Source organism: Ralstonia sp. 25mfcol4.1 (assembly GCF_900104095.1).
Lineage (GTDB): Bacteria > Pseudomonadota > Gammaproteobacteria > Burkholderiales > Burkholderiaceae > Cupriavidus.
Map to the genome: position 1 here is coordinate 130,228 of NZ_FNJO01000013.1, position 14,205 is coordinate 144,432.

Sequence of the window (14,205 nt, forward strand, 5' to 3'; positions counted from 1 at the left end):
TGCGGATGGATGTCAGTCAGTGCGAATGACGCGGATTGCCGCGCTGTTCAATCACCTTCAAGTACAGCGTGGCCGGCTCCAGGCAGCCTCCGGTCGACAATTGGCCCACCAGTTGGCGGTAGAGTTCCTGCCAGGGCGTTTGCGCCTGCGGAACAGAAAAGCTCGCCGTCTTGCGGCGACGCGCGAGTTCGTCTTCATCGACCAGCACATTCACGCTGCGGTTGTTCAGATCCACGCGGATGCGATCGTTGGTGCGCAGCAGTGCCAGGCCGCCGCCCACGGCGGCTTCGGGGGACATGTTCAGGATCGAAGGGCTAGCCGACGTGCCGCTCTGGCGGCCGTCGCCCATGCACGGCAACGAGGTGACGCCACGGCGCACCAGCGCGGCCGGCGGCGCCATGTTGACGACCTCGGAACTGCCCGGATAGCCAACCGTCCCGCAGCCACGGATGACGAGGATGCAACGCTCGTCGATCTCCAGCGCCGGGTCGTTGATGCGAGCGTGGTAGTCCTCGGGACCATCGAACACAATGGCCCGCGCCTCGAAAGCGTTCTCGGCGCCCGGCTCGGCGAGATAGGTCTGGCGGAATGCCTCGCCCACCACCGACATCTTCATGATGGCGCTGTCGAAGAAGTTGCCGGACAGTACGATGAAACCGGCGCCGTGCTTGAGCGGCGCATCGGCGGTGCGGATGACGTCGCGGTCGGCGTCCTGCGCGGCATCCGCGATATCGCCGATGATCCTCCCCGACACCGTCAGGCAGTCACGCCGCAGGAGGCCTGAAGCATCGAGTTGGCGCAGCACCGCAGGCACCCCGCCGGCACGGTGAAAGCTCTCCCCGAGGTACTCGCCGGCCGGCATGCAGTTCACGAGCAGCGGCACCGCTTCACCGAAACGCTGCCAGTCGTCCAGACTCAGTTCCACGCCCATATGGCGCGCGATGGCAATCAGGTGCGGCGGGCAATTGCTCGATGCGCCGAGCGCGGATGCCACCACGATGGCATTCTCGAACGCCGGACGCGTCATGATCATGGAGGGGCGCAGATCTTCTCGCACCAGTTCGACCGCGCGCTTGCCGGTGGCATAGGCCATTTGGCCGCGCTCCCGATATGCCGCGGGAATGCTGGCGCACCCCGGCAGCGACATGCCCAGCGCCTCGGCCAGACTGTTCATCGACAGCGCGGTGCCCATGGTATTGCAGTGACCAATCGAAGGTGACGAAGCCGTGGTCAGCTTCATGAAACCCTCATAGTCGATATCGCCGGCCGCGAGCAGATTGCGAGCGTGCCAGATCACCGTGCCCGAGCCAACGCGTTTGCCCTCGTGCCAGCCGTCGAGCATCGGGCCACCCGACAGCACGATCGCGGGCATGTCAACCGTGGCGGCAGCCATCAGACACGCCGGAGTGGTCTTGTCGCAACCCGTGGTGAGGACAACGCCGTCCAGCGGGAAGCCGTGCAGCACTTCCACAAGCCCCAGGTAAGCCAGGTTGCGGTCGAGCGCAGCGGTGGGTCGGCGGCTCTGCTCGGCGAGCGGATGGACTGGAAATTCCATGGGGATGCCGCCTGCGTCGCGAATGCCCGCCTTGGTGCGTTCGGCCAGCTCGATGTGATGGCGATTGCACGGTGCCAGGTCGCTGCCGGTCTGCGCGATACCGATGATGGGACGTCCCGACTGCAGTTCCTCGCGCGTCAGCCCATAGTTCATGAATCGCTCGACGTAAAGCGCCGTCATGTCTGCATGAGAAGGGTCGTCAAACCATTCCTGGCTGCGCAGCCGACGAGGGACTTGTGACATGGTGAACTGTCTCCGTATGGTCTTGATCTGTAATCGTTACCCGATAGTTACCGGTAACATTCGAGCGGATGTTAGCACGGAGGATTTGCATTTAGGAAGGGGGCTGGATTGGCCGGGCCCCACCGTAGAGACACAAGGCACCTGCTGCGGCGCCCCGTGAACAGCTTACGCGCTGTCCCGCGCCACGATCGTAAAGTCGATCCGGATGCTTTGCGACTCGGCCCGCTGGCCGGCATCACGCGCCTGCAGCGCGGCCAGCAGGGCCTCGCCGGTGCGGAGGCCGATGCCATGGGCATCGACCGACACTGTCGTGATCGACGGATGGCAGCATGCCGCGATCTCGAAATTGCCGAAGCCCGCCACGGCCATGTCGCCGGGCACGGAAAGACCTCGACGGTGGCACTCCATGATGGCGCCGAATGCGGACATGTCGCTCACGCACATGACGGCGTCGGTGTCGGGCCACTGCGCCAGCAGCGCTGCCATGGCGGGGCCGCCGTGGCTCATGGTGATCGGGGATTCCCCCAGGCGTACGACGCGGGGCTCGCCAAGTTCGAGCGCCTTGATCTCGGCCTGGTAGCCCTTGAGGCGGTCCAGGCCCCGTCGGTCCAGAGCGCTCTCGCCGCCGAGGAAACCGATGCGCTGGTAGCCGCGCTCCGCAAGGTGCCGGACCATCGCGCGCGCAGCCCGCACGTTGGAAAAGCCTACCGCGGTGTCGATCGGATGCGTGGGCAAGTCCCACATCTCCACGACGGGAATCGCCGAGCGCTCAAGCAGCTTGCGGGTGGCATCGGTATGCTGCGAACCCGTCAGGGCGATGCAGCGCGGCTGGTAGCGGAGCATGGAGCGCACCAGCCGCTCTTCCCGCTCCAGGTCGTAGTCGGTGTCCCCAAGCAGCAGTTGCAGGCCATGCGGTTCCAGCGCAGCCGTCAGCCCGCGCACGGTATCGGAAAAATTGGAGCTGGACAGCGACGGCACCAGCACCGCGACGAATTCGGAGCGCCCCGACGACAGAGCGCCGGCGGCGGCATCGGCCACGTAACCGAGCTGCTCGATGGCTTTGCAAACCCGCTCGCGTGTCTCGGCGGCGACGCTGTGGCCGGCCAGCACACGGGAAACCGTCATCTTCGATACCCCGGCCACGCGGGCTACATCGGACATGCGGGGTGCTCCGGCAAGCCGGACGGCGTTGGGACTGGGCATTGGAATCGTGATCGGGGAAAGCTGGCAAAGGCCACATCATACCGGTGCTGGCCATCCGGCAAACCAACCGGCGCTGCGCCGCATGGCTGCTGCCGGCACTAGGGGAAACCCCCTGCCCGCCAGGGCTTGAACTCCAATGGCGCGCCATGCTACCTTCCGGTCCGTTACCGGTATCAAACGCCGGTTGCTCCCGTCGCCCCATCGGCGGATTTTTTTGGCCGCATGATGTTACCGGTAACTTCAACAGCGTCCGCCGATACGAAGAATATCTAAACAATCAGGAGACAAGCTGATGTCATCGCTCTCGCAGACTGCTGCCGTGCCGGCAGCGGCCGACTTATCGGAAGACGCCCTCTACCGCAAGGTGATGCGGCGCATCCTGCCGCTACTGTTGCTGTGCTACGTCGTGGCCTACCTGGACCGCGTCAACGTGGGGTTTGCCAAGCTGCAGATGCTGGACGACCTGAGCTTGAGCGACAGCGTGTACGCACTGGGGGCGAGCATCTTCTTCTGGGGCTACTTTCTGTTCGAGATGCCGAGCAACCTGCTTCTGCATCGCTACGGCGCGCGTTTCTGGATCGCCCGCATCATGATCACGTGGGGGATCGTGTCGTCGTCGATGGCCTTTGTCGTGCCGCTGGCGCAGTTCTTCAACGTACAGACATCCACGATGTTCTACACGCTGCGCTTCCTGCTCGGCCTGTGCGAAGCCGGCTTCTTTCCAGGCGTGATCCTGTACATGAACTACTGGTTTCCCGCGCGCCGGCAGAGTGTGGCGATGTCGGGCTTCCTGGTTGCGATCCCGCTGAGCCTGACGCTGGGTAGCGTCGTATCCGGCTGGCTCATGGAGCAGACGCACGGGCTGTCCGGCATGAGCGGCTGGCAGTGGATGCTGCTGCTCGAAGGCCTTCCGTCGATCGTCGTGGCATTCATCGTCCTGGCCTTCCTCGGTGACGGTCCCGACTCGGCCAAGTGGCTGTCAGCCCAGGAAAAGGCCGTGCTGTCGCGCAATCTCAAACGCGAATCCGCCCACAAGTCGCACAGCGTGGGCGCCGCGCTGCGCAGCCCGCGTGTCTGGCTCCTGACCCTGATCCTTCTTACGTTCAATACCGGCTTCTACGGTCTGGCGTTCTGGCTGCCGTCGATCATTCGGGCCTCGGGCGTGCAGAGTCCCATGCATATCGGCCTGTTGACGGCCATCCCGTACCTGACAGCCATCTTCGCGATGGTCTGGAATGCCCAGCATTCGCGCAAGACCGGCGAACGACGTCTGCACGCGGCCATTCCGGCCCTGATCGGCGGTGTCGGTCTCGTGCTGAGCGCCGCCTTCGCGCATGACGTACCGCTGTCGATTCTGTTCCTGACCATTGCCACCTGTGGCATCCTGAGCCTGATGCCGATCTATTGGACCCTCCCGGGTCAGATCCTCTCAGGCCCTGCCGCGGCCGCCGGGATTGCGTTGATCAATTCGGTGGGCAACCTGTCCGGTTTTACCGGTTCCATGATCACCGGCATCGCCAAGGAAGTGACCGGCAATATCAACAATGGCACATATGCGCTGGGGGCTTGCCTGTTGGTGAGTTGCGCGCTGATCGCGATGATCCCACGCGCGATGCTGAATCCGCCTGCGGAGCAATGATGGCCTGTGGCCGACGTGCCGGTACCCCAGCCGCACCGGCAGCACGCCGGACATGCCAGAGCGCCGGACTTACCAGAAGCAGGATGTCTTCGTGAGCGTTGGGGGGCCGGCCTGCCGCTGTGAGCAAGTGCCAGCCCCACAATGGATGCGCGACCCCTCCGCTGAAGATCTCGAAGTAGTGCCGCGCGCGCTTCGGCGTTAAGGGCGCTTTAGCCGCGCAATACTTCTTCGCGCGGCGCTTCAACTGAGGGATGTAGTGGAGATCAATAGATCTATCCACGCGCGGCGATGCCATGAAAACAGACGTCGAGCATATGGGAAACGATTTGCTCGTCGTCCAACTTGCCATATAGGCGCAAGTAGTCGACCGCCGGGTCGCAAGTACGCGAGTAATAGGAAAAAAGGATGACATCATCGGGAAGCCCCGAGTTCAAGTCGCCTGCCTTCTTTGCTTCGCCCACCAGTCCCTTCAGAACGCCGTTAAGCTTGAGCACACGTGTCACATAGTGCAAATTGCGCGTGAGCATATCGCGAACGCTCGGGCTCGTTGAAGGGAGGAACGGCAACCCGCCTTCCAGGCGGACTCGCAACGCCCACGCCAGAAGCGCACGCAAGCGCAACGCCGCAGTTTGATCTTTCGGCAATCCATCAAGAAATTCCAGCGCGCCGTCGATCAGGCGAATCATTGCCGCCCCTACAAGGTCGTCCTTTGACTTGAAGTGCTTGTAGAGGATGGGCTTTGAAATTCCCACCTCGCCCGCGACGTCGTCCATCGTCATCAGGTCGAACCCCTTCCCCGCCAGGATGCGTGTCGTGGCATCCAGAATTGCGTCCTCGCGCAACCGGAAGGTTTGGTCCTTGAAGCTGAGCTTGCCCAAAATACCCATTTGTAAATTTCGTTACTATGCAGTAACCTTCTTTCCGAGACAGTAGGGCTATGGTAGCACTCCGGTTAGACCGCGCATCAATAACTGCTAAAAAAGCTAGGAAGGTGGCTCGTGAGCGCTTTTTCAGTCACTCAGACGGGATTAAGAATTGCTGTGGTAGGCGCCGGAATCTCTGGTTTGGCGAGCGCCTGGCTGCTTGCACGGGATCACGCCGTCACGCTTTTCGAGGCAGGTAGTTATCTTGGCGGTCATTCCAACACGGTTGACGTGTCCCTAGATGGCCACCTTTGTCCGGTAGACACCGGCTTCCTCGTATTTAACGAGCGCACATACCCGAATCTGGTAGCGATGTTCGAGGCGCTTGGCGTACGGTCTCATGCGAGCGATATGTCTTTCGCCGTCTCTCTGGATGAGGGACGTCTTGAATGGGCTGGCACGAATTTACGCACTGTCTTTGCCCAACGACGCAACGCCGTTTCACCGACGTTTCTCGGCATGCTGCGCGACATCATGCGTTTTAACGGTGCAGCCCAACGCCATCTCGCGTTCGCCGAGCGCAGCGGCTGTTCAGTGGGCGACCTTTTGACGGACGGCCAATATGGACAACCCTTTCGTCAGAATTACCTGCTGCCCATGGCCTCGGCCATCTGGTCGTGCGCAACGACCGACGTCCTCCGCTTCCCGGCGGCCACCTTCCTTCGCTTCTGCTTGAATCACGCGCTTCTGCAAATTCGCAACCGCCCGCAGTGGCGTACGGTCGCCGGGGGCGCGCGCGAATATGTCAGCCGCATCGCTGCGCATCTCGACGACATCCGGCTAGGCGTTGCCGTGCGTGCGGTACGCCGGGACGAAACCGGCGTGACGGTTATGACCGACGAGGGCTCTGCGCGTTTCGATGCCATCGTGTTCGCATCGCATGCCCCGGATACCCTGAGAATGCTCGCTGATGCGACACCAGATGAAAGTGCGGTGCTCGGCAGTGTGCGCTACGCCCCAAATGTCGCCATCTTGCACACCGATGCAACGCTCTTGCCTCGGCGCTCCCGTGTATGGTCCGCCTGGAACTACCTCGGCCGCCGCCATGATCACGCCAATCGGGCAGTGTGCGTGAGCTACCTTCTCAACCAGTTACAACCCCTGCCGTTTCGCTCGCCCGTCGTGGTGACGCTCAACGCCTACCGGGACCCGGCTCCCGGCACGGAGTTGCGTCGCTTTCACTACAGCCATCCACTCTTCGACCTCGCCGCCATTGCCGCGCAACGGCAACTGCCCGCATTGCAAGGCAAACGACGGACCTGGTACGCCGGCGCCTGGACGGGCTACGGCTTTCACGAGGACGGTTTGAAATCGGCGCTGACCGTGGCCCGCGATTTTGGCGCCTTGCCGACCTGGTCAAAACTATGAAGCCCCCTGCATTGCTGTTGCGCTGCCGCGTCATGCACGACCGCCTGCGCCCCGCTCGCAACCGCTTCGTGTACCCGGTTTTCTGTCTGCGCGTCGATATCGACTCGCTCCCGGCCTTGCGACAGTGGTGGTTCGGCGTGGATCGCCGGGGACTGTTCAGCCTGCATACGCGTGACTACGGCCCGCGCGACGGCACAAGCCTGAGCAACTGGATTCGTCCGCGCCTGGCTATGCTTGGGCTGCCAGATGACGGACCGATCTGGTTGCAGACCGCACCGCGCATCCTCGGGTATGTCTTCAACCCGGTCAGCTTCTGGTATTGCTATGACAAGGCTGGCGCACTGCGTGCGCTTGTCGCCGAAGTGAACAACACGTTCGGGGATCATCACGCTTACCTTGTTACGGCGCCGGACCTCGGGGCCATTCAAGCGCGCACAGTGCTCGCTACCCGCAAGCTCCTGCATGTGTCGCCTTTTAACACGATGCAGGGCCACTACGCGTTTCAGGTGCGCGAAACCGAAAGCACTGCATATACCGCCATTGATTATTTCGACGACGGCGGCCTGTTGCTTCGCACCTCGATAGGTGGCCGCAAGCTCCCGCTCACCCTGCCGCGCATGCTGAAGGCCTTGGCAAGTCAGCCTTGGGCGGCAATCGCCGTCATCGTACGCATTCACTGGCAGGCGTTTCGCTTGTGGCGGATGTCGGTTCCCTTTCATGGCAAGCACCCGCCTTCGGTACCCCCCGTCGGTTAACTACCTGTCCCGGCAATCTCCGCTCATATGAACCGCCTTCCTGCCAACCAGCGTGCACTGCTACAACCTTGTATCCCAGCCCTGCTGCCGTCACGGACATCCGTGTTTGCCCGGATGTTCCTGGGTGCGCTCGAGCGCCTGGCCGTGGGCCATCTGGTGCTTTTACGGCCGGACGGCGAGGAGGCGATCTACGGCGATCCGCATGAAGCGCCGGGGGCTAGGATGACCTTGCGGGACTGGCGCGCATGCGAGGCCATCTTGCGCGCCGGCGACATCGGGTTCGCCGAGGCCTATCGTGCCGGCTGGATCGACACCCCCGAACTGGTCGCCCTGCTTCGCCTGGCTCTTGAGAACGAATCGGTCTTGTCAGGCGCCATTGAAGGCGCATGGCTGGGCCGCCGCTGGTATCAACTGCGACAGCTCTTTCGTAGGAACACACGGCGTGGCAGCCGGCGCAATATCCACGCCCACTACGATCTTGGCAATCCCTTCTATGCCCTATGGCTCGACGAGACGTGGAGCTATTCCGCTGCGTACTTCGACGGCCACAGCGAACGGCCCCTGGCAGAGGCACAGGAAGCCAAGTACGCGCACATCTGCGACATGCTAGGGCTGAAGCCGGGGATGCACGTCCTTGAGATTGGGTGTGGTTGGGGCGGTTTTGCCATGCACGCGGCCAAACGCGGCGTGAGGGTGCACGGCGTCACGATTTCCGCCGCCCAACTGGCGCAGGCACAGAACCACATCGAGCAGGCGGGCGTGACCGACCGTGTCAGGCTCGAGCTACGCGACTATCGCGACCTGCAAGGCACTTACGATGCCGTCGTATCCATCGAGATGTTCGAAGCGGTGGGGCAGGCCTATTGGCCCATTTATTTCGACCAACTCTACGGCAGGCTTCGACCGGGCGGCCAAGCCGTGGTACAGACGATCACCATCGACGATGCACGCTTCGATGCGTATCGGTATGGCAGCGACTTTATCCGCGAGTACATCTTTCCTGGTGGAATGCTCCCGAGCCCGGAGAGATTCGCACGCGTCGCAAGCCGATCCGGGTTCTCGAGCAGTCCGGTATTGGCCTTCGGCAAGGACTATGCCGAAACGCTTCGGCGCTGGCGCGAACGTTTCGAGGCCCAAACCGGGGCGATTCTGACACTGGGCTTCGACGAGGCATTCATACGCATGTGGCGGCTATATCTGTGCTACTGCGAGGCAGGATTCGACGCGGGTCGCATCGACGTCATGCAGTTCCTTCTCACGCGCGAGTACTAGCATGGGACGGCCCCTGGCAGCCTTGATGCTGGCACTGGCAACGCTGCCGGGTGTGGCGGCCGACGCCTGGCGCGACGCCCTCCCGCAAGCGCACATGATTGGCCAAGGTGAATACCGCTGGGTGGGGATGCGCATCTATGAAGCACAGCTATGGCGAGGCCAACCACGCATTTCCAGCGACCCAGCGGGCGTGTTCGACGCCCCATTCGCGTTGCGCCTCATCTACGCGCGAGATATTCATGCGCAACGCCTGGTGGACACCAGCATCGAGGAACTCCAACGCATCCACGGCAATTCGTTGTCCGAATCGACCATTGACCAGTGGCGACAGGTTCTTTCCCGTGTCTTGGTCGACGTGCGCGCGGGCGATCGCTTGACCGGCGTGTACGCGCCAACGCTGGGCGCGCGCTTCTTCGCCAACGACCGCGAGACGGGCCAGATCACCGATCCGGTGCTTGCCCGTGCATTCTTTTCCATCTGGCTTGGGCCGTCGGCCCGGGATCCAGCATTGCGCCAGAAGCTCCTTGGATTAGCCCGATGACGATACGCTCGACGCAGCTCATCGCCTACGGTGCCCTGGGCCTGCCGCTCGCCATGGTGGCGCTGCCAATATACGTGCAGGCCCCGGCCTACTACACCTCTCGCCTTGGCATGCCTTTGTCCACGGCTGGCCTGATCTTGTTTCTTGCCCGCCTTGTCGATACAGTACAGGACCCATTTTTCGGGCGCTGGGCAGATACTCTTGCGCGCACTGGCCGCCTCGCCGCGGCCTTGTGGATCAGTGCCTTGTGCCTTGCCACTGCCTTTGCAGCCTTGTGGCGGCCTATGGTAACCGGCTCGGCATTGACGATATGGTTCGCCGCCGCCTTGGTCGCGGTATACGCCGCGCACAGCTTCATGAACGTCGCGTACCTGGCATGGGGCGCCAAGCTTGGTGGCGATCGCGACGTATTGACCGAGGCGGCAGCCTGGCGCGAAGGCGCTGGCCTCGTGGGCGTTCTCATCGCCAGCGCCGGCCCCGCATGGCTACTGGCCAACGAAGCGTCGGCACCGCCGGACGCCATGTCTCCGTTCATCGGGCTTTTTTTCGTGCTGCTAATTGGAGCACTGTGGGGGCTCCGTTTCGCGCCGGCCTGGCAGGCAACACGCCTGTTGCGACTTAATCCCGAGCACGGGAGAGCGGACCCTTCTACTGTAAGTGTATGGAGCGCCGTGCGCGACAACGGATCGTTCCGCAAGATCCTGGTGCCCTACTTTTTGAACGGCCTATCTGCCGCCATACCCGCCTCCCTGGCAGTCTTCTTTATCGAAGACCGGTTGGGCGCCATGCATTGGGTCGCTCCCAGTCTTGGTCTTTACTTCATGGCTGCGGCCATGGGGCTGCCGTTATGGGTCCGGATATCCAGGCGCGTCGGTGCCCTGCGTGCCTGGGGCATCGCAATGATGCTGGCGATCATTGCGTTCGTGTGGACCGCGACGCTAGGGCCGGGAGACCTCGTACCGTTCCTCGTGGCATGCGTCGGATCGGGATTCGCGCTCGGGGCGGATCTTGCATTGCCGGCCGTCCTGCTGGCTCAGTGCATACCTGATCGCGAGGGGTCGGGCGCGTACTTCGGCATCTGGACCCTAACCGGCAAGCTATGCCTGGCCCTGTCGGCGCTGACGCTTCCGGGGCTAGCCTGGCTGGGCTACCAGCCGGGCGCCCCCGCCGTCGGCACACCTGGCGTCGCGCTCGCCCTTGCCTACGCTGGCCTCCCCTGCCTGCTCAAGTTCGCAGCGCTAATGGCATTGCGCTCCAGGTCGGCCACAGCAACCGTCACAGAGGAACTCCAATGAAACCGTTCGTTGCGATGATCCTTGGCGCCGCCACGATTCTCGGCACGGCATGTACGACGCCAGATGTCAGCCTGTACGCACAGGAGCAACCCGTTTTGGAGGTCACCAGGTTCTTCGCAGGAAAGACCGAAGCATGGGGAATGTTCCAGAAACGCAGTGGCGAAATCGTCAAACGATTCCATGTGGCACTCGACGGCCGCATGACGCAAGATCAATTTGTCCTGCACGAGGCGTTTCGCTATAGCGATGGCACAACACAGGAACGTACTTGGATACTCGAACGCGGGCGAGACGGCGCCTGGCGTGGCGAGGCACCCGACATCGTTGGCACGGCGAGAGGAGAATCTGCTGGCAATGTGCTCCGTTGGCGCTATACCTTGCAGCTTCCGGTCGACGGGAAGGTCTACGACGTCCAGTTCGACGACCTGATGGTCCTTATCGACCCGCAAACCATGATCAATCGTGCCCGCGTCACCAAATTTGGCTTCGAAGTCGGACAGGTGACGCTCGTTTTTCGTCGCCCGGCACCGTAGGAGCACGAACATGATCCTCGGTCTGCAGCTTAACCCCCGCTTGCGCGACTGGCATGGCAAGCGCGTCTGGCTGGTCGGCGCTTCAAGCGGGATCGGAGCAGCGCTCGCCAGGGATTTACTTTCGAAAGGGGCTTGGGTTGCAGTGTCGGCGCGTCGCGCTGGCGCATTGCTGGCGGTGGTCGAGGGCCATCCGAAGGGCGTCGTGCTGACCATGGATGTGCGCCAGCCTCAAGATTGGACAGCGACCCACGACGCGCTGTGTGAAGCATGGCAAGGGGTCGATCTGGTGGTCTTCTGCGCGGCAGATTATCGTCCCCTGAGCCCCTGGGAGTTGGATGCACGGGAAGCGCACGACACGATTGAAACCAATGTTTGCGGCGTGTATTACGGGCTGAGCGCCGTACTGCCTGCGATGCGTTCGCGGCGCTCGGGCGGTATCGCCATCGTGGCAAGCGTCGCAGGCTACGTCGGCTTGCCCAACGCGACTCTGTATGGACCGTCCAAGGCGGCCCTGATCAACCTGGCAGAGCTTTTGTACGCGGAACTCCATGCACACGGCCTCGGCGTGTATCTGATCAATCCGGGCTTCGTCAAATCGCGCCTGACGGCACGCAACGCCTTCCGAATGCCCGCGCTCATCACGCCAGAAGCCGCAGCCAAAGCGATTGTCGCGGGGCTGGAACGAGGTCGCTTCGAAATCGCATTCCCGCAGCGGTTTACGCGCGTGGTTCGCCTCGTCAGTCTACTGCCGTACCGGTTCAGCCTTGGCCTGCTTCAGCGATTAACCCGTGCATCATGAACACTTCCTCCGACATGCCCGATCAAAATACCCCGACGCCCCAAACCCTTGCCCGGCTATTGGCGTGGTACGAGGGACTGTCGCCCGTCTCGCTAGCGAGTCTGGAACATTATTACGCGCCGCAGGCGCGCTTCTGCGACCCGTTTAACGACGTCTGCGGAGTCGCCTCGATCCGCGCGATCTTTGAGCATATGTTTGAGAGTGTCGAGACGCCGAGTTTTTCGATCCAGGCACGGGCGAGCAGCGGGCGAGAAGTTTTTGTTGCCTGGAGGTTTACTGGGAAAGTGCGCCGGCATGCCTTCGACGTACCAGGCTGCACCCAGTTTTCCTTTGACGAGGACGGCCTTGTCACACACCATCAAGACTTCTGGGACGCTGCCACCCTGTGGCGTCAGTTGCCACTCATTCGCACTCCCGCCGCGTGGCTATGCAAACGCTTTTCAGCATCAATTACATAGAACATTGCCATGCGCGCCAGCCCCAGACCTCCACGCCATGACCCTTCCTGTGCGCGACTGGCTTACAATACCGGCCATGCGGGCCGAGCAGGTTCGATTTCCTCGGTATCGATTACCACCCTGACTTCGCCGCTTTGTTGTCCGAAAGCCAACTATGACAAAACAGCTCGTTCGTGTTCAAAGTGGCGTGGCCGGTCTCGACACAGTTCTCTGCGGTGGGCTGGTGCAAGGCGCCTCTTATATCGTCCAGGGTAGCCCCGGAGCAGGCAAGACGATTCTGGCGAACCAGATCGCTTTCCACCATGCCAAGGATGGAGGGAAGATCCTGTACGTAACGCTTCTTGCGGAATCTCACGATCGCCTTTTTCAGGCTCTGGACACCTTCGATTTCTACGATGCGTCAGCGGTCGGCCGGGACATCTTCTATATCAGTCTGTTCAAGGTACTCCAGGAAGAGGGGCTTGCTGCACTCGTTACCGCGTTGCGCAGCGAGCTTGCACGTCACCGTTGCACCACGCTGGTTCTAGACGGCTTACTGATTGCAAAGGACAAGGCGGAGTCCGCGCTTGACGTGAAAACGTTCGTGGCAGAACTGCAAAGCCACGCCGCGTTTACCGGTTGTACCGTTCTGTTCCTTACCAGTGCGCGCACGGACGACGTCAGCCCGGAGCACACGATGGTGGATGGCGTCATTCAGCTCAAGGAAGAACTGGCTGGCATACGGACTGTCCGCCAGCTTCGAATCTCGAAATCGCGCGGTAGTGCCGCACTGGGCGGCCTGCATCAGTACCGGATATCGTCTTTTGGCATTGACGTTTTTCCGCGACTGGAAGCGCTTCTTGGCACGCCGTCGGCGGAGGAATGGCTTGACCAGGAGCGCGTCGATGTCGGCGTTCCTGGGTTGGCGCCCCTCATCGGCGGCGGGCTTCCTCCCGCGTCCGTCACCCTGCTGATGGGTCCAGCGGGCAGTGGCAAGACAACGTTCGGGTTGAACTTTTTAGGTCGTGCCACCCCGGAGAGCCCTGCCCTCTTCTTCGGCTTTTACGAGTCGCCTCAGCGTTTGCGCGCCAAAGGTCGAGCTCTCGGGATCGATGTCGAGGGATTGGAGCGCTCCGGCGCACTGGTGGTTCTTTGGAATCCGATGACAGAGAATCTGCTGGACTCGCTCGGACACCAGCTTCTCGAGGCAGTGCGCGAACGCCGTATCCATCGGCTTTTCATCGACGGCATGACTGGATTCCAGCGGGCTGCAGTGTATCCGGCGCGTCTGATAGAGTTTTTTACCGCCCTCGCAAACGAACTGCGAGGCCATGGGGTGTCGACTATTGCCACCCTGGAGATGCGCGATCTGAATGGACTGGCGGGCACTGATCCACTCCCGGATTTGACCAGCCTGATGGACAATCTGGTGCTTTTGCGGCAGGCTGGCATGGGCGGCGAATTGCGTCGTTTCATCGGTGTAGTAAAGATGCGCGATAGCGCTTTCGACACCGCCTTCCATGACGTCGTGATAGGCGACGGGGGCTTGCAAGTGGCGAACCGTTTGATTTTGCCTGGCACAGCCGAGCGAGAACCGGTCGTACCGTCATCCGGCGTTCAGACGCCTGGCGAGTCCTGAATT

13 protein-coding genes are annotated in these 14,205 nt (G+C 62.0%); 10 read left to right on the forward strand and 3 right to left on the reverse strand.

What is annotated here, in order from left to right; all coding sequences use genetic code 11:
* Positions 1-16 precede the first annotated feature (16 nt).
* Both BLQ58_RS21600 and BLQ58_RS21605 read right to left on the reverse strand, forming a co-directional pair.
* Positions 17-1,798 (reverse strand): IlvD/Edd family dehydratase, encoded by a 1,782-nt coding sequence (locus tag BLQ58_RS21600; RefSeq protein ID WP_092601964.1) that lies wholly within the window; start codon positions 1,796-1,798, stop codon positions 17-19.
* 165 nt (positions 1,799-1,963) lie between these two features.
* Entirely contained in the window at positions 1,964-3,001 is a 1,038-nt protein-coding gene (locus tag BLQ58_RS21605; protein WP_092601966.1) for a LacI family DNA-binding transcriptional regulator, read from the reverse strand.
* 292 nt (positions 3,002-3,293) lie between these two features.
* Between BLQ58_RS21605 and BLQ58_RS21610 the strand changes: the two genes are divergently transcribed.
* The gene (locus BLQ58_RS21610) at positions 3,294-4,640 is read left to right on the forward strand and encodes an MFS transporter (protein ID WP_092601968.1); all 1,347 of its coding nucleotides are present in this window, start codon (positions 3,294-3,296) and stop codon (positions 4,638-4,640) included.
* Between the two features lie 272 nt (positions 4,641-4,912).
* Here BLQ58_RS21610 and BLQ58_RS21615 read toward each other — a convergent pair whose 3' ends face one another.
* Positions 4,913-5,527 carry a TetR/AcrR family transcriptional regulator gene (locus BLQ58_RS21615; RefSeq protein WP_092601970.1) on the reverse strand — a complete coding sequence of 205 codons (615 nt, stop codon included), beginning with the start codon at positions 5,525-5,527 and terminating at the stop codon, positions 4,913-4,915.
* Positions 5,528-5,638: 111 nt separating this feature from the next.
* Between BLQ58_RS21615 and BLQ58_RS21620 the strand changes: the two genes are divergently transcribed.
* From BLQ58_RS21620 to BLQ58_RS21660, 9 genes are all read left to right on the forward strand, one after another.
* The gene (locus tag BLQ58_RS21620; RefSeq protein ID WP_092601972.1) at positions 5,639-6,931 is read left to right on the forward strand and encodes an NAD(P)/FAD-dependent oxidoreductase; all 1,293 of its coding nucleotides are present in this window, start codon (positions 5,639-5,641) and stop codon (positions 6,929-6,931) included.
* On the forward strand, positions 6,928-7,686 hold the full coding sequence (locus tag BLQ58_RS21625; RefSeq protein WP_092601974.1) for a DUF1365 domain-containing protein: 759 nt from the start codon (positions 6,928-6,930) through the stop codon (positions 7,684-7,686). Before BLQ58_RS21620 ends, BLQ58_RS21625 begins: the two co-directional genes overlap by 4 nt.
* 114 nt (positions 7,687-7,800) lie before the next feature.
* The gene (locus tag BLQ58_RS21630; protein WP_254776055.1) at positions 7,801-8,958 is read left to right on the forward strand and encodes an SAM-dependent methyltransferase; all 1,158 of its coding nucleotides are present in this window, start codon (positions 7,801-7,803) and stop codon (positions 8,956-8,958) included.
* A gap of 25 nt (positions 8,959-8,983) precedes the next feature.
* Entirely contained in the window at positions 8,984-9,499 is a 516-nt protein-coding gene (locus BLQ58_RS21635; RefSeq protein ID WP_254776045.1) for a chalcone isomerase family protein, read from the forward strand.
* Positions 9,496-10,794 (forward strand): MFS transporter, encoded by a 1,299-nt coding sequence (locus BLQ58_RS21640; protein WP_217636051.1) that lies wholly within the window; start codon positions 9,496-9,498, stop codon positions 10,792-10,794. Before BLQ58_RS21635 ends, BLQ58_RS21640 begins: the two co-directional genes overlap by 4 nt.
* A complete protein-coding gene (locus BLQ58_RS21645) occupies positions 10,791-11,327 on the forward strand; it encodes a DUF3833 domain-containing protein (protein WP_092601980.1) in 537 nt (178 codons plus the stop codon). Before BLQ58_RS21640 ends, BLQ58_RS21645 begins: the two co-directional genes overlap by 4 nt.
* 10 nt (positions 11,328-11,337) lie before the next feature.
* Positions 11,338-12,126, forward strand: coding sequence for an SDR family NAD(P)-dependent oxidoreductase (locus tag BLQ58_RS21650; protein ID WP_092601982.1), 789 nt, complete (start codon positions 11,338-11,340; stop codon positions 12,124-12,126).
* Entirely contained in the window at positions 12,123-12,584 is a 462-nt protein-coding gene (locus BLQ58_RS21655) for a nuclear transport factor 2 family protein (RefSeq protein WP_092601984.1), read from the forward strand. Before BLQ58_RS21650 ends, BLQ58_RS21655 begins: the two co-directional genes overlap by 4 nt.
* A gap of 154 nt (positions 12,585-12,738) precedes the next feature.
* Complete coding sequence (locus BLQ58_RS21660) at positions 12,739-14,202, forward strand: ATPase domain-containing protein (RefSeq protein ID WP_092601986.1); 1,464 nt, start codon at positions 12,739-12,741, stop codon at positions 14,200-14,202.
* Positions 14,203-14,205: the final 3 nt, after the last annotated feature.